The following is a 16,214-nucleotide window of genomic DNA, read 5'->3' on the forward strand; positions in this document are numbered from 1 at the left end:
TTACGCTTTAGCCCAATTGTTAATCCAATCGCCAACAACTTTACACCATTCGTCATCATCATTTAAACAAGGAATAGCTAAAAATTCTTCACCACCGTTGGCTTTAAAATCTTCGTTGGCACGCATGGCAATTTCTTCTAATGTTTCTAAACAATCGGTTACAAACGCGGGCGTTACAACTGCAATTTTCTTAATACCTTTTGCAGGCATGTTATCAATTTCAACATCGGTATAAGGCTCTAACCATTTATCACCTACCAAACGAGATTGAAAAGTTACGCAATATTTTTCTTTTGGAATACCTAATTGTTCCACAACCAAACGTGTTGTTTCGTAACAATGGGTACGGTAACAAAATTCTGCCGCTGGTGTTCCCACTTCACAACACATTTCGTTGGTTATAAATTTCTTATGCGATTTGGTTTTATCGGTTTTACGTACGTGACGTTCAGGAATTCCGTGATAGGAGAAAACCAACTGATCATAATCAAAACCTGCTACATGATCTTTAATTGAATTAGAAAGTACACGAACAAAATCAGGTTTATTATAAAAAGCAGGAAAGTTTGTAATTTTCATGTTCGGAAATTTCTTCTTTCTAATTTCCTCTGCTAAAACTTCAATAGTTAAAGTAGAAGCCATAGCGTATTGCGGATATAAAGGCAATAATAGTACATCGGTAACGCCTTCGTTTGCCAATTCTTGCAATCCTTTTTCAATAGTCATGCTACCGTAACGCATAGCAAGTGCTACAGGAACATCGGTGTTTTTCTTTACTTTCTCGGTCATTCTCTCTGAAAGAACAATTAAAGGCGAACCTTCTTTCCACCAGATTTTTTTGTAAGCGTGTGATGATTCTTCGGGTCTTTTTCTCAGAATGATTCCTCTAATTAAAAAAGCTCTCAATAAATAAGGCACATCAATAACGTACTTATCCATTAAAAATTCGTCTAAATAAGGTTTCACATCTTTTGGTTCCGGACTTTCGGGCGAACCTAAATTTACTAATAAAACTCCCTTCATTTTTTTATGTTTTTGCAAAGATAAAGCTTTTGATTTACAATAAATAATTGACAGTTTGTAAATGGTACTTTCAAAAGTTAAATCACAGCTTTTAAGGTTTAAAACTACGAAAACCTTATCTTTGACTATTGTATTAGTTTGAAACTTAAATGAAAACTATTTTTGAAACATTTAAACCTAAAAATCCTCTTATTCGGCAATATGTTGACTATTATTATTTAGATATTCAGCCCGATAATGAAGTAGATGCTTTTGAATGTTTTCCGCATTTCAACAACACTTTATCTTTGTATAAGTCGCATACATTATTAGAAAGCGGCGAAATTACTTTTAACAAAATAGCAAAACCTTTTCAAATTTTCACTCCAATTCGTGATAAAGTTTTGAATGTAAAACGTTTGGGCGCTATTTATCGTGTTGTAATTGTTTTTCATCCTTTGGGAATTCAGCAATTTTATAACAATCAAAATTTTACAGATTACATCACCCATTTTGATTTTTTATCAAAAGAAGAACTTTCTAATCTTTTTAGTACAATTGATATTCATAAATTAACTAACATATTGGATCAATCCTTAGAAAAAAGATTTTGTAAGTTTGATAATACTCCGTTAGAAAAAGCCATTGCTTATATTTTTAAGCATTATGAGAATTTTTCAGTTGCCGAAATTTCGGACGTTTTAGAAATAAGTCGTCAGCATTTAAACCGACTTTTTCAATTGCATTTAGGTGTTTCTATTAAAAAGTTTCACGAAATTGTACTTTTTCGTCAAACAATCAATAAAAAACTCTTCGAAAATCCAGATCAAAATTTCACAGAATTAGCACACGAATTTAATTTTAACGATCAATCGCACTTCAACAAAACATATAAAAAACTAACCGAAAACGCGCCAAAAACATTTTTTGAAAAAGGAACTGTGTTGGGTGACGCAGACATTTTTTGGCATATAAAAAAGTAATGTTCCAATTTTACAAGTTTTTCAAAAAATGGTCAGCTAATTTTACATTTCAATTATAAACCTATGAAACATTTAGCAATCTTCATTTTTTGTTTAGCTTTTGCATTGGGTAACGCCCAAGAAAATTACACTACTTTAATAGACGCAGCGTATGAAACTATGCAAAAAACAAAAGATGGCAAAAACAATACAACTGCATTAGCCATGTATGAAAATGCCTTTGCAACATATCCCGATAGTGTAAATGTTGATGGTTTGTACATAGCATCGTCTCTTTCTGCAAAGTTGAAAAAGAACAATGAAGCGTTTAATTACCTTAACCGATTAGTGAAATTAAAAACCGATGAAGATGGATATCCGGTTTGGGAATATATTGTTGGAAAGTTAGCTGAAACAGAATTCCAAAATATTTTAGCAGATACCCGATGGATTGCTATAAAAGATAACGCTTTAAAAGAAAAGGAACAATTTTTTAAGACACTAGAAGAGCAAGAGAATGAGTTTTACGATGTTTCAAAAAACGATTTCTCACAAATTAAAAACACAAAAAAGCTTTATAAAGCATTAAAGCAATTTCATCCGTACAAAGCTAAAAACAATCAAAATTATTCGATTTCTTTTGCTATAAACGATTCTGTAAAAACATCGTATTTTATTCATTTGCCTGTTCATTATTCGCCTGAAAAGAAATATCCTGTTTTGTTTTTTCTTCACGGAGCTGTACGTTATTCTAATTTATTTGAATACCAGCTTGCAAATTGGAACTTAGGTGATTGGAACCGATTTTACACAAAATATGCTAATATAAATGATGTGATTTTGGTTTTTCCTAGTGCAAATAAAGAATACAATTGGATGACTTCAGACAACGGTTTTTTTATGATTTCGGAAATGTTGAAACAAATTAAGCAAACAATCAATGTAGACGATGATAAAGTTTTTGTTTCAGGACATTCTAACGGTGCAACAGGTTCTTTTTCGTATTTAATGAAACAACCAACACCTTTTGCAGGGTTTTATGGTTTTAATACGCAACCAAAAGTTTTTACAGGCGGTACTTTTATTGAAAACAGTAAAAATCGTTCGTTTATCAACTTTTCTACAGATCAAGATTATTATTATCCGCCCAATGCAAACGATGATTTTACCAAGTTAATGCATCAAGTCAATGCAGATTATAAAGAGTTTCGCTACAATGGTTTTCCACATTGGTTTCCTGAATTTGATGAATCAGAACCTGCTTATGTTATTCTTTTTAACGATTTAATGTCCCGAAAGCGAAATTCTTTTCCTAAAACAATTACTTGGGAGTTTGATGATGATAATTATGGAAACATCGATTGGATTTCGGAAGCAAAATTAGATACTTTAAGCTCAAAAACCAGTTGGCATAAAGAATTGAATTTTAAAATTGACAAATGGTTAAGCTATAATGAAAACGACAGTTTAATAACACAAGTTGTTGATAAAAAGGCTTTCGATTTCCCTAGAAAATCAGGTAAAATAAAAGCAGAATACAACCAAAACGTATTTAGGATAGAAACATCGTGTATAAAATCGTTCGCTATCAATATTTCACCAGAAATGATCAATCTAAACAAAAAAGTAATGGTTTATGTAAACGGAATTTTGCTTTTTGACAGTAAAGTAGTCTACAACAAAGATTTTATGTTGCACAATTTTGAAGCCACAAAAGACCGCCAACAAATTTGGGTGAATTGTATTGAATTGAAATTATAAATGAATTTTAATTACTTGTTGCAGAATTTACAGACATTAAATATTTTTTTGGAGTAGTGCCAAATTTCTTTTTAAAAGCCGCAATAAAATGACTTGCAGTGCTATATCCAATTTTTGAACCTACTTCGTTAACATTATAAGTACCACTGTCTAATAATTTACGTGCGTATTCCATTTTGTAATCAAAAAGAAAACCATAAACCGTATCGCCATAAACCTGCTTAAAACCTTGTTTTAATTTTTTAATATTCAATCCAATTTTATCAGCAAGTTCTTGTAATGTTGGTGGTTCAGCCATGTTTTTCAACAAAATATCTTTGGCTTGTTGAATTTTCATTGTTTCTTCTTCATCGGTTTTAAACGGACAACTTTCATCGTCTGTATCTTCCGGTTTATTAAAAAGCAAGCTTAGCAACTCATACACTTTTGCTTTGTAGTACAGTTTTTTTACCGATGAATGTAAATTAAAATTCATTATTTGATACAAAACAACCGACATAGACGGTGTAATATTGCCTTGCGTATAATGCTTGCGATCAATATTTTCTTTATTCAAAAAAGGAATAAATTCTGCCTCTGTTGAAAACAATTCGTGAAATTTTTTAATAGATATAATAACCGAAACAACCCAAGAATTAGTATTAATTTCTAAGTGAATAGGCAAGCTTCTTTGCGGATTATAAAGCGTTAAACTGCTTTCTTCGTCTACTTGAATGTCATAAGCACCTTGATTGAACAAAAACCTTCCTTTCCCTTTTAAAACAAAATGAAACTGCATTACGCCATGCGTTAAATCTCTTTCTATAACTTGCAGATTATCAGAATCATTCTTAAATCGCATGCAAATAAAATCATCTTCTAAAATTACATCTTCGTTGGTACTCATAGCGTTATTTTTAAAGTTATTTATCATTTTAAAGAATCGATATTATTATTTAGAATAGTTCTAAATTTTAGATTCTTGCGTTTTGCTAACTCCAACAAATATAAGGCTTATAATAAAAATATCGATAAAAAAACAACTGAAAATATTTTTCGATAATTTTAGTCCTTACAGCGTTATTTTAATCCGTTTAATGGACTTAAATTTGTATTGCTTTTTATGATTGATAGAGAATGGAAAACAATAATAAAACAAAACCATCGCATTTCTATGTTGTGGGACTAAATTACAAAAAAGCAGACGCAGAAACTAGAGGTAAATTTAGTTTAAGCGACCAAGCAAAATTAAACGTATTAGATCAAGCACAAATAGAAGGCATTCCTTCTTTAATGGCAATTTCAACTTGCAACAGAACAGAACTTTATGGTTTTGCAGAGCATCCTTTTCAGTTAATATCTTTGTTATGTAAACACAGTAACGGTACGGTTGAAGATTTTCAGCGTGTAGCTTATGTGCATAAAAATAACGAAGCTGTTAGCCATTTATTTAAAGTGGGTACCGGAATGGATAGCCAAATTTTGGGCGATTTTGAAATTATTAGTCAAGTTAAAACTGGGTTTATATCGGCGCGTGAAAAAGGGTTAACCAATAACTATTTTGAGCGTTTGGTAAATTCTGTTATCCAAGCAAGTAAACGTATAAAAAATGAAACCGAAATAAGTACAGGTGCAACATCTGTATCTTTTGCATCGGTTCAATATATTTTAAAAAATGTTCCTGAAATTGCCGATAAAAACATTCTTTTGTTTGGCACAGGAAAAATTGGTCGTAATACATGTGAAAATTTAGTAAAACACACTAAAAACAATCAAATTACACTAATCAATCGTACAAAAGATAAGGCACAAAAAATTGCAGGTAAATTCAACTTAATTGTAAAAGATTATGCCGATTTACAAGCCGAAATTCAAAATGCTGATGTGCTAATTGTTGCTACAGGTGCGCAAAATCCAACCATTGATAAAGAATTGTTAAACCTAAAGAAACCATTGTTGATTTTAGATTTATCAATTCCTAAAAATGTAAACGATAATGTTTTAGAAATTCCGGGTGTAGAGTTGATTCATTTAGATCAATTATCGCAAATGACAGACGATACACTAGAGAAACGCAAACAATATGTGCCACAGGCAATGGAAATCATCGAAGAAATTAAAGATGAATTTGTTACCTGGACGCAAGCACGCAAATTTGCACCAACAATTCATGCCTTAAAAGCCAAGTTGCAAGAAATTAAGGAGAATGAATTAAACTACCAAAAAAAGAAATTAGAAAACTTCAACGAAGAACAAGCTAACATTATTTCAAATAGAATCATTCAAAAAATTACGACTCATTTTGCCAATCATTTAAAAAATGAAGAAACAGAAGTTGAGGAAAGTATTGAATGGATTGAAAAAGTTTTTCAATTAGAAACTTTAAGTAATGAGTAAAACAATTAGAATTGGCACCCGCGATAGCGAATTAGCATTGTGGCAAGCCAATACGGTATCAAAAAAATTAAACGATTTAGGCTACAAAACAGAAATTGTTGCAGTAAAATCAGACGGTGATATTATTTTAGATAAGCCTTTGTACGAGCTAGGTATTACTGGAATTTTTACAAAAACCTTAGATGTTGCTATGATTTCAGGCAAAGTAGACATTGCAGTACATTCTATGAAAGATGTGCCTACCGCTTTGCCGCAAGGTATTGTACAAGCTGCCGTTTTGCAAAGAGCCAATGTTTTAGATATTTTAGTACACAAAGGTTCAACTGATTTTTTGAATGCCAAAGGTACCATTGCAAGTGGTTCTTTACGTAGAAAAGCGCAATGGTTGCATAAATACCCAACACATACAGTAGAAGATTTACGTGGAAATGTAAATACGCGCATGCAAAAGTTGAAAGACAACAACTGGAACGGAGCTATTTTTGCTGCGGCTGGTTTGGAAAGAATCAACTTAAAGCCATCCGAATTCATCAATTTAGATTGGATGATTCCTGCTCCTGCTCAAGGTGCTATGTTGGTGGTGGCGATGGAAAATGATGATTTTACGTTAGATGCCCTTGCGCAATTAAACGATATTGAAACGGAAATTGCTACGCATATTGAACGACAGTTTTTACGCACGTTAGAAGGTGGATGTACTGCTCCAATTGGTGCTATTGCAAAATACAATGAGCATGATGATACTATGCATTTTAAAGGTGCTTTGTTCTCGTTAGATGGCAAGCAAAAGTTTGAAATCGAAAAAACAGTACCTATTAGCGAATGGAAAAAATTAGGTTTTTTTGCAGCCAAAGAAATTTTAGAAAACGGTGGAACTGCTTTGATGACCGAGCTGCGTTCGCAATTAAAGAAATAATTCATTTGTTATTCTGAACGTAACAAAGTGGAGTGAAGAATCTCAAAAAGATTCCTCGTTCCTCGGAATGACAAAAGTGGAGAAATAAAAGAATGGAAAATAAGATCTGTGTTTTATCAACAAAAAAATTAAAAAGCAATCAAAAGCAATTTTTGTTAAATGCCGATTTTTCTGTTATTGAAGCCGATTTTATTAAAATCACTTCACTTCCATTTCAAATTAAAAGCAAACCTTCTTTATTACTTTTTACTTCTCAAAATGGTGTAAAAAGTGTGTTAGAAAATAAAGAAATACATCAATTAAAACAAATACCTACTATTTGTGTAGGTTCTAAAACACATAAATTATTAGAGGACAACGGTTTTAACGTTTTAGTTTCAAGAGAATACGCAGATCAGTTGGCTCCAATCATTCAAGCGGAGTATAAAAATGAGCACATTGCTTTTTTTGCCAGCAGTATTCGTCGAGATACTTTGCCAACTGCCATGCATGATGCTAAAATTATGTTTGATGAGTATACCGTATACGCAAACAGCGAACATTCGATAAAAATCAACGCACAAACCAATGCGTTGTTGTTTTACAGTCCGTCGGGCATTCATAGTTATTTAAAACAAAATACCATTACCCATCAAATGTGTTTTTGTATTGGTACCACAACTGCCGATGCTTTAAAAGGAATTACAGAAAACATTGTGATTGCAAACCAACAAACAGTTGAAAATGTCATCATACAATGTATTAATTATTATAAACAATAATATGTCATTTCGAACAAAGTGAGAAATCTAAAAAGATTCCTCTATTCTCGAATTACAAATAAAAAACAACATTTACAGCTGATTGCTGTTGACTGAAAACTTTTAAAATATGTTAAAAAACGATTTATTTCTTAGAGCTTTAAAAGGAGAATCTGTTGAAAGACCTCCGGTTTGGATGATGCGCCAAGCAGGTAGATATTTACCAGAATTCCGTGCATTACGTGACAAGTATGATTTCTTTACACGTTGTAGAATGCCCGAAATTGCTGCTGAAATTACCGTTCAACCCATCAATATCGTGAAATCAGATGCTGCTATTTTATTTTCGGATATTTTAGTAGTACCTCAGGCAATGAATATTGAAGTTTTAATGAAAGAAAACGTTGGACCTTTTTTGCCAAATCCAATTCGTACGGCGCAAGATGTTGAGCAAGTAATTGTTCCAGACATTCAAGAAACCTTAGGTTATGTAATGGAAGCCATTAAAATAACTAAAGAAATGTTGAATAACGAGGTGCCTTTAATTGGTTTTGCAGGTTCGCCTTGGACTATTTTCTGTTATGCTGTAGAAGGGCAAGGCTCTAAAAGCTTTGATAAAGCCAAAGGATTTTGTTTTTCTCAACCAGAAGCAGCGCACGTATTACTACAAAAAATTACCGATACTACCATTGCTTACTTAAAAGAAAAAGTAAAAGCAGGTGTTGATGCTGTTCAAATTTTTGATTCATGGGGCGGAATGTTATCTCCAGTAGATTATCAAGAATTTTCTTGGAAATACATTAATCAAATTGTAGAAGCATTGTCTGAAGTTACCGAAGTGATTGTTTTTGGAAAAGGATGTTGGTTTGCATTAGGCGAAATGGCACAATCTAAAGCAAAAGCATTAGGTGTAGATTGGACGTGTTCTCCTAAAAATGCACGTTTATTTGCAGGAAACGATATTACCTTACAAGGAAACTTTGATCCTTCTCGATTATTATCGCCAATACCAACCATCAAAAAAATGGTTCACCAAATGATTGATGAATTTGGGAAAGATAAATTAGTAGTGAATTTAGGTCATGGTATTTTACCAAATATTCCAGTAGATCACGCCAAAGCATTCATTGAAGCAGTTAAAGAGTACAATAAATAAAGCTAGTCCTGCAAGGTTTCAAAACCTTGTAGGATTCTTTTTTTAGATTAGAATTATGAAATTGGAAGTATTACAAAATGAATGTTTTTACCACATTTATAATCGTGGAATAAACAGTTGTACTATTTTTTCTAATGATGAAAATAAAAGATTCTTTCTAAAAAAGCTTAAAGAGCATTTGCAAAATGTAATCATCATTTATGCATATTGTTTAATGGATAATCATTTTCATTTAGCCATTAAAGTTTTAAATGAAGCACAGGTAACACAAAAGTTTTCAAACTTTTTTAATGCTTACGCAAAGGCATATAACAAACAAGAAAACCGAACAGGAAGTTTGTTTGAAAAGCATTTTAAGAGGATTCAATTAAAAGATGAAAATTATTTACGGAATTTAATTGTTTATATTTATCAAAATCCAATGAAACATTTACAATTAAATTTTACTAAATATCCTTTTTCATCTTATGCTTCTTTTCTTTCAGATAAAGAAACGCTTTTACCAAGAGAAGATGTGTTTGATCTTTTTTCTGACATCGAAAATTTTAAATTTATGCACTTGAAAGAAATCGAAAACTTAACAGAATTTTACACTTTTGAATAGAAAATTCTAACTAAATTGATTCAATATTTTTGTAAACCTACAAGGTTTCTAAAACCTTGCAGATTAATATTTCAACAAAATGCTTACAAGTAAAAAAGACGAAATACAACAACGTTTAAATTCAATTTTAGAAAAGCTTTCAGGAATTACGTTTGTGCCCGAAAATTGGAACGAAGCTTTGTATTGGACAACTTTAGAAGAAACAGGCTTATCTCAAAGTGATGTTTTAGCTAAAGAAGAAAAATTGTTTTTTCAACAATTAATTGATTTAAAATGGCCTTGGGAACATATTGAAAAATTAGCCGATATTTTGGTTGCTTTAGATGCAAAAATGCCGAATCAACAATTAAAAGAACGAGCAAAAAACTTGTATCAATTCATACAAAAAGAAAGCAAAATGTTTTCGTTTGAAATTATGAATAAAATCGGAAAGTTGTAAAACATTCTGCAAGGTTTTAAAAAACCTTGTAAAAATATAAGTAATAATATCACAAGGCTAAAAGAATTTATAGGTTAATAAAGGAATGATTAAAATCCAAAATAAATATAACTATCCCATTTTATTCATATTGCTATTATGGATATGTGTAGCTATTTATTATTGGTTTAAAATTTCAATTGAACCTATAAATTGCGGAGGAATGATGGTTAATGCAATTTTAATATTGCTAACTATTCTATTATTTCCTCTTATTGTAACTATTATGGCAATTACAAATAAGATTTGTAAACTAAAATACAAGACTGATTTTGAGTTTGTAGCAATACCTTATATTATGTTTCTAATTGTAATTGGCTTCAATTTTTTAGTTGAAACCCTTTTTCATTAGAAAAAAAATAAAAAAAATGAAAGATAAATTTTATCAATACATACAACAATTACAAGATACCATTACAGCTAAATTAGAAGAGGTTGATGGTTCTGCCAAATTTCAAGAAGATTTGTGGGAACGCCCTGGTGGCGGAGGTGGAAGAACACGTGTGATAGAAAACGGAGTCGTTTTTGAAAAAGGAGGTGTAAACATCTCGGCTGTTCACGGAGCATTACCCGAAACCATGCAAAAAGCATTTAACGTAGGCGATGTCGATTTTTTTGCTTGTGGTTTAAGCTTAGTTATCCATCCTAAAAACCCAATGGTACCTACAGTTCACGCTAATTGGCGCTATTTCGAAATGTATGATAAAGCAGGAACTAAAGTAGGTTCTTGGTTTGGTGGCGGACAAGATTTAACACCGTATTATTTGTTTGAAGAAGATGCTGTACACTTTCATCAAATATGTAAAACAGCTTGCGATAAGCATAATCCAACGTTTTATCCTAAATACAAAAAAGTTTGTGACGATTATTTCTGGAATGCACATAGAAACGAAGCCCGCGGAATTGGCGGTTTGTTCTTTGATCATTTAGTAGAAAACGAACAAATGTCTATGGAAGATTGGTACAATTTTGTAACCGAAGTAGGAAATAGCTTCTTAGATTGTTATGTGCCTATTGTTGAAAAAAGAATGAATTTACCTTATACAGATGCAAACAGAACGTGGCAGGAAATCCGTCGTGGGCGTTATGTAGAATTCAATCTGGTTCATGATAAAGGGACTATTTTCGGACTAAAAACCAACGGTCGTATTGAATCTATTTTAATGAGTTTACCACCGCATGTACAATGGGTGTATGATCATCATCCTGAAGAAGGAAGCGAAGAAGAAAAACTGATTAAAGTTTTGACAGAGCCAAGAGATTGGGTTTAATCTTATAGAAAGCAGCTTTCAGAAAACAGAAATCAGAACATAAAGATTGTCATATGAGAAATTATAAACAATTACAAGTTTGGGAAAAATCACATCATTTAACCTTAGAGATTTATAAAGAGCTAACTGTTTTTCCAAAAGATGAAATATTTGGATTAATAAGTCAGATGAAAAGATCATCTAGTTCAATTCCAACTAATATTGCTGAAGGAGCTGGTAGATTTACAAATAAAGATTTCGCTAGGTTTTTATCAATTGCTTATGGCTCTTGCAACGAGCTAGAATATCAAATAATTTTAAGTGTTGATTTAAGGTATCTTGATGCTAATAATGGCGAAAATCTTAAAGAGAAAATTCAAGAAATAAGAAAAATGCTTTACGCATTAATTAATAAACTAAATAATTCAGAAACGGATCACTGAAATCTGATTTCTGAAATCTAATAAGCACTCATTATGTTCCCATTACAAAGAGGTAGAAGATTAAGACAAAACGAATCAATTAGAAGTTTGGTTCGTGAAACAAGTTTAAGTCCAGCAGATTTTATGTTCCCAATGTTTATTGTGGAAGGAGAAAATCAGGCCGTTGAAATTCCATCAATGCCAGGGATTTTTCGCAGATCAATCGACTTAACAGTTAAAGAAGTTCAAGAATTGTTTGATTTAGGTATTCGTGCGGTAAATATTTACGTAAAAGTTAGCGATGATTTAAAAGACAACACGGGAAAAGAAGCTTGGAATAGTGATGGATTAATGCAACGAGCCATTCGTGCCATTAAAACGGCAGTGCCTGAAATGATTGTAATGCCCGATGTAGCTTTAGATCCGTATTCAATGTATGGTCATGATGGTATCATTAAAAACGGCGATATTGAAAACGACTCAACAGTAGATGCGTTGGTAAAAATGGCGGTTTCTCATGCCGAAGCTGGTGCCGATTTTGTTGCACCAAGTGATATGATGGATGGCAGAATTTTACGTATGCGCGAAGGTTTAGATAAAGCAGGATTTATAAATGTAGGTATTATGAGTTATTCAGCTAAATATGCATCGGCTTTTTACGGACCTTTTCGCGATGCTTTAGATTCTGCACCTAAAGAAACGGGCGAAGTAGTTCCTAAAGACAAAAAAACATACCAAATGGACTATGCCAACCGAATTGAAGCTATTAAAGAAGCGGTTTGGGATGCCGAAGAAGGTGCCGATATGGTTATGGTAAAACCGGGAACTGCTTATCTAGATATTGTTCGTGAAGTTAAAGATAACGTAAACATACCAGTTGCGGTGTATCATGTTTCGGGCGAATATGCGATGATTAAAGCTGCAGCCGAAAAAGGATGGTTAGATCACGATAAAATTATGATGGAACAATTAATGTGTATTAAACGCGCAGGTGCCAGTTTAATTTCAACCTATTTTGCTAAAGAAGCAGCTATTTTATTAAATGAAAAGTAATATGAAAAAAATTTTCGCACTGGCTATTGTAGCCTTAACAGTTATTTCTTGTGGAAAGAAAGAAGAAAAAAAAGAGGAGTTATATCCTGAGGAAGTTGCATCTACTCTTAGTCCTGAAGAGCAATTAATTGCCGATGGAAAAGAATTGTTTGAGAGCAACAAAGCAGCTTGTTTTTCTTGTCATCAAATGGATAAAAAAGTAATTGGTCCAAGTATTAAAGATATTGCTAAAATTTACAAAGAGAAAAACGGTGATATGGTCGCTTTTTTACGTAAAAAAGCTGATCCTATTGTAGATCCATCTCAATATAGTTTAATGGAAACTAATTTTGCCGTTTTAAAAACAATGAGCGATGATGAGTTAAAATCGTTACAAGCTTATATGATGAGTTCTATAAAGTAAAAAAAACAGAGCAAATGCTCTGTTTTTTATTTCACCCCCTCAACCTCATCCAAAAATTGCTTTAAAAAACCTTCCATATGTTCATGACGGTTTTGAGCGATTTGTTTTCCTGTTTCGGTATTCATCAAATCTTTTAGCAAAAGTAACTTTTCGTAAAAGTGATTTATAGTTGTGCCTTCGTGTTTCTTGTATTCTTCCTTAGTCATATTAAACTTTGGCTTTTCTTCAGGATTGTAAATGGTTCTATTTTTAAAACCTCCGTACTGAAAAGCACGTGCAATTCCAATGGCACCAATTGCATCTAAACGATCAGCATCTTGCACAATATCCAATTCTTTTGAAGTGAACTTTCTTTCGAAATTACCTCCTTTAAATGAAATATTTTCGATAACCTTTACTACATGGTCTTTTACATCATCTGAAATATCAAGGGTATTCATAAAATCCAAAGCTTTTTTAGGACCTATGGTTTCATCACCATTATGAAACTTACTATCGGCAATATCATGCAATAAAGCGCCTAAAATAACTACTTGTTCATTTGCTTTTTCTTCCTTTAATAAGTTCAGAGCGTTCTTGTAAACGCGCTCTATATGAAACCAATCATGGCCGGCTTCTACATTTTCTAGTTCTTTTTTTACGTAATTTATGGTTAAATCAATATATGTCATAATTGTTTGCATTAAAAAAGCTGATATTTCTATCAGCTTTGTATTGTTATTTTACTATTGCAGGAGTAACCCATTTGAAAACGTGAGGCTCTTCTGAAATTTTCATACGATCTGCTAATTTTGCCATACGATCTGGTAATTTCATCAAATAATCACGTGCTTTTTCAGCTTCATCGGTTAAATTATTAATTTTATCAATTTCCCAACGCTTAATAAGCTTATTTAAAATATCAACATAATCCATTGAGGTGTATACACCAATACGCTGCGCTGATTCTGAGAAATTGTGAAAAGCATCGCCAATTGCCCCACCCGATTCACGAATTAAATTAGCAGGCATGGTAATTTTCTTTTTCATCATGTAATGAAACGCTTTCATCATTTCTGATGGATCTACTTGAAAAATACGCTCAACAAATTCAGAATACGCATGATGGTGACGCATTTCATCACCCGCAATTAACTTACATATTTTAGACAATTTATGGTCACCATATTTCTTAGCTAACTGCGCTACACGATTATGCGATACATAAGTAGCTAATTCTTGAAAACTGGTAAACACAAAATTTTTATACGGATCACGGTCTGTACCTGGATCAAAACCATCGTTTAATAAATGGTGTGTTGTAATTTCAACTTCGCGCATATTTACACGCCCAGATAAGTACAAATATTTATTTAACAAATCACCATGTCGGTTTTCTTCACCTGTCCAATGACGAATCCATTTTGCCCAACCGTTTCCAGTACCATCTTCTCCCCCGCGTTGGTTTACTCCATCTACATCTAACAACCATGATTCATAAGTTGGCAAAGCTTCTTCGGTAATAGTATCACCAACCAAAACAACCCAGAAATCGTAAGGCAATTCTTTTGCATATGCTTGTAATTCACGCACTTCTTCTAAAAAGTTTTCGTTGCGAGAATCAGGTAACATATCAGAAGGTTGCCAAATCTTTTCTACCGGAATTAAATAATTCTGCACAAAAGTATCTATGTTCTTTTCCAAGAACTGCATTACTTCTAATCTAACATTTTGAATAGACATTTTATTATGTTTTGTACAACTTAAAAGTTGCGTTATTTTATAGAAGAAACAATAGCTTCCTCGGTTTTTTGAAATAACGTTTGGAAGTCAAAATCTGAAACTTTCATTGCATCATGCACTTCTAAAGTTATTGCACTACCCAACCCCATTGGAAACATACCAAAACGGAACATTTTCCAAGAATTGTTAATGGTTAATGGCACCACATAAGCATCAGGAGCAAATTTACACAACATTTTTACACCGTTTTCTGAAAAACGCTTTGGTTTTCCGTCTTTAGAACGTGTTCCTTCAGGAAAAATAACCGCTGAGCGATGGTGTTTTTGAATGTATTCACCCAAACCTTTAATGGTTGGTAATGCTTGTTTTGGATCATTTCTGTCAATTAAAACAGAACCACCATGTTTTAAATTATAGGATACACTTGGTATGCCTTTTCCTAATTCTTTTTTACTTACAAATTTTGGATGTGTTTTTCGCAGAAACCAAATAATAGATACAATATCAAACATTGATTGATGGTTAGAAACGTAAATGATAGGTTTATCAACTGGCAACTTTTCTCTTCCTTTAACCGAAAAAGTAGTACCTAAAACATTTGCACTTCTCATTAAAAACCACTGCAAAATATCAACACTATTTTTATGTGCCTGATATCCAAATAAATTTAAACAAATCCATTGTACTGGATGAAATAGTAATAAGCTTAAACTTAAGAACAAATAATATACAATACTTATAGGATAAGATAAAACTTTGTGCACTTTTAACCGATTTATTGTCAAATATACGACAAATAAAAAAAACCACCGTAAAACGATGGTTTTTTATGCTATTTCTAAGAAAAAAATTAACAATGCTCGTTATAAGCTTCCTTAAGGTTTTCAGCAATAATCTCTGCAGGATTTCCTTCGATATGATGACGTTCTAACATATGTACTAGCTCACCATTTTTAAACAACGCCATTGAAGGAGATGATGGTGGAAAAGGAAACATTTTTTCACGCGCTGCATCAACAGCTTCTTTATCAACACCAGCAAAAACAGTTACAATATTTTCAGGTTTCTTAGTATTGTCTAAACTCATAACTGCACCTGGACGCGCATTACGAGCTGCACAACCACAAACCGAATTTACAACTACCAAAGTAGTACCGTTTTTAGCTAAAGCGTTTTCAACCTCATTTGCAGTATATAATGCTTGAAAACCAGCAGAAGTTAACTCTTCTTGCATAGGTTTTACAATTTCTTGTGGATACATAATTTTTTAATTTAAAAATTTATACAAATTTAATCATTTTTACTTATAGTAAAAAGCAATCAAAACTTAAAGAAATGTTATTTATCTTAGCTCTTGTGTTTTAATTTT

Annotated in this window: 18 protein-coding genes; 12 read left to right on the top strand and 6 right to left on the bottom strand. The window is 32.3% G+C overall.

The features are described 5' to 3' along the window. A complete protein-coding gene (gene hemH / locus H1R17_RS03445; protein WP_163431353.1) occupies nt 1–1,023 on the bottom strand; it encodes a ferrochelatase in 1,023 nt (340 codons plus the stop codon). A gap of 149 nt (nt 1,024–1,172) precedes the next feature. On the opposite strand from hemH, the gene H1R17_RS03450 reads away from it, so the two are divergent. Further along, nucleotides 1,173–1,985 carry an AraC family transcriptional regulator gene (locus H1R17_RS03450; protein WP_163431354.1) on the top strand — a complete coding sequence of 271 codons (813 nt, stop codon included), beginning with the start codon at nt 1,173–1,175 and terminating at the stop codon, nt 1,983–1,985. Between the two features lie 63 nt (nt 1,986–2,048). After that, on the top strand, nt 2,049–3,725 hold the full coding sequence (locus tag H1R17_RS03455; protein ID WP_163431355.1) for an alpha/beta hydrolase-fold protein: 1,677 nt from the start codon (nt 2,049–2,051) through the stop codon (nt 3,723–3,725). 7 nt (nt 3,726–3,732) lie between these two features. Here H1R17_RS03455 and H1R17_RS03460 read toward each other — a convergent pair whose 3' ends face one another. After that, nucleotides 3,733–4,611 (bottom strand): AraC family transcriptional regulator, encoded by an 879-nt coding sequence (locus H1R17_RS03460; protein ID WP_163431356.1) that lies wholly within the window; start codon nt 4,609–4,611, stop codon nt 3,733–3,735. Between the two features lie 230 nt (nt 4,612–4,841). On the opposite strand from H1R17_RS03460, the gene hemA reads away from it, so the two are divergent. From hemA to H1R17_RS03510, 10 genes are all read left to right on the top strand, one after another. Further along, the gene (hemA, locus tag H1R17_RS03465; protein WP_163431357.1) at nt 4,842–6,101 is read left to right on the top strand and encodes a glutamyl-tRNA reductase; all 1,260 of its coding nucleotides are present in this window, start codon (nt 4,842–4,844) and stop codon (nt 6,099–6,101) included. Next, on the top strand, nt 6,094–7,017 hold the full coding sequence (gene hemC / locus H1R17_RS03470; protein WP_163431358.1) for a hydroxymethylbilane synthase: 924 nt from the start codon (nt 6,094–6,096) through the stop codon (nt 7,015–7,017). Before hemA ends, hemC begins: the two co-directional genes overlap by 8 nt. A gap of 92 nt (nt 7,018–7,109) precedes the next feature. Next, a complete protein-coding gene (locus H1R17_RS03475; protein WP_163431359.1) occupies nt 7,110–7,778 on the top strand; it encodes a uroporphyrinogen-III synthase in 669 nt (222 codons plus the stop codon). Nucleotides 7,779–7,887: 109 nt separating this feature from the next. Then, nucleotides 7,888–8,913 carry a uroporphyrinogen decarboxylase gene (hemE, locus tag H1R17_RS03480; RefSeq protein WP_163431360.1) on the top strand — a complete coding sequence of 342 codons (1,026 nt, stop codon included), beginning with the start codon at nt 7,888–7,890 and terminating at the stop codon, nt 8,911–8,913. A 55-nt stretch (nt 8,914–8,968) separates the two neighbouring features. Beyond that, nucleotides 8,969–9,517 carry a transposase gene (locus H1R17_RS03485; protein ID WP_163431361.1) on the top strand — a complete coding sequence of 183 codons (549 nt, stop codon included), beginning with the start codon at nt 8,969–8,971 and terminating at the stop codon, nt 9,515–9,517. A gap of 79 nt (nt 9,518–9,596) precedes the next feature. Beyond that, a complete protein-coding gene (locus H1R17_RS03490) occupies nt 9,597–9,956 on the top strand; it encodes a hypothetical protein (protein ID WP_163431362.1) in 360 nt (119 codons plus the stop codon). Between the two features lie 407 nt (nt 9,957–10,363). Beyond that, complete coding sequence (gene hemF / locus H1R17_RS03495; RefSeq protein WP_163431363.1) at nt 10,364–11,266, top strand: oxygen-dependent coproporphyrinogen oxidase; 903 nt, start codon at nt 10,364–10,366, stop codon at nt 11,264–11,266. A gap of 53 nt (nt 11,267–11,319) precedes the next feature. Next, nucleotides 11,320–11,688: a four helix bundle protein gene (locus H1R17_RS03500; protein WP_163431364.1), complete on the top strand. Its 369-nt coding sequence runs from the start codon at nt 11,320–11,322 to the stop codon at nt 11,686–11,688. Between the two features lie 33 nt (nt 11,689–11,721). Continuing rightward, entirely contained in the window at nt 11,722–12,720 is a 999-nt protein-coding gene (hemB, locus tag H1R17_RS03505; RefSeq protein WP_163431365.1) for a porphobilinogen synthase, read from the top strand. Between the two features lies 1 nt (nt 12,721). Continuing rightward, nucleotides 12,722–13,123, top strand: coding sequence for a c-type cytochrome (locus H1R17_RS03510; protein ID WP_163431366.1), 402 nt, complete (start codon nt 12,722–12,724; stop codon nt 13,121–13,123). A 26-nt stretch (nt 13,124–13,149) separates the two neighbouring features. On the opposite strand, the gene H1R17_RS03515 is transcribed toward H1R17_RS03510, so the two are convergent. The 4 genes from H1R17_RS03515 to H1R17_RS03530 form a co-directional block, all read right to left on the bottom strand. Next, nucleotides 13,150–13,794: an HD domain-containing protein gene (locus H1R17_RS03515; RefSeq protein ID WP_255481741.1), complete on the bottom strand. Its 645-nt coding sequence runs from the start codon at nt 13,792–13,794 to the stop codon at nt 13,150–13,152. Nucleotides 13,795–13,840: 46 nt separating this feature from the next. Continuing rightward, nucleotides 13,841–14,845: an acyl-ACP desaturase gene (locus H1R17_RS03520; protein ID WP_163431367.1), complete on the bottom strand. Its 1,005-nt coding sequence runs from the start codon at nt 14,843–14,845 to the stop codon at nt 13,841–13,843. A 32-nt stretch (nt 14,846–14,877) separates the two neighbouring features. Further along, nucleotides 14,878–15,609 (bottom strand): 1-acyl-sn-glycerol-3-phosphate acyltransferase, encoded by a 732-nt coding sequence (locus H1R17_RS03525; RefSeq protein ID WP_163431368.1) that lies wholly within the window; start codon nt 15,607–15,609, stop codon nt 14,878–14,880. A gap of 86 nt (nt 15,610–15,695) precedes the next feature. Beyond that, complete coding sequence (locus tag H1R17_RS03530) at nt 15,696–16,106, bottom strand: BrxA/BrxB family bacilliredoxin (protein ID WP_163431369.1); 411 nt, start codon at nt 16,104–16,106, stop codon at nt 15,696–15,698. Nucleotides 16,107–16,214 lie beyond the last annotated feature (108 nt).

It is taken from the genome of Flavobacterium sp. xlx-214 (assembly GCF_013874595.1).
Lineage (GTDB): Bacteria > Bacteroidota > Bacteroidia > Flavobacteriales > Flavobacteriaceae > Flavobacterium.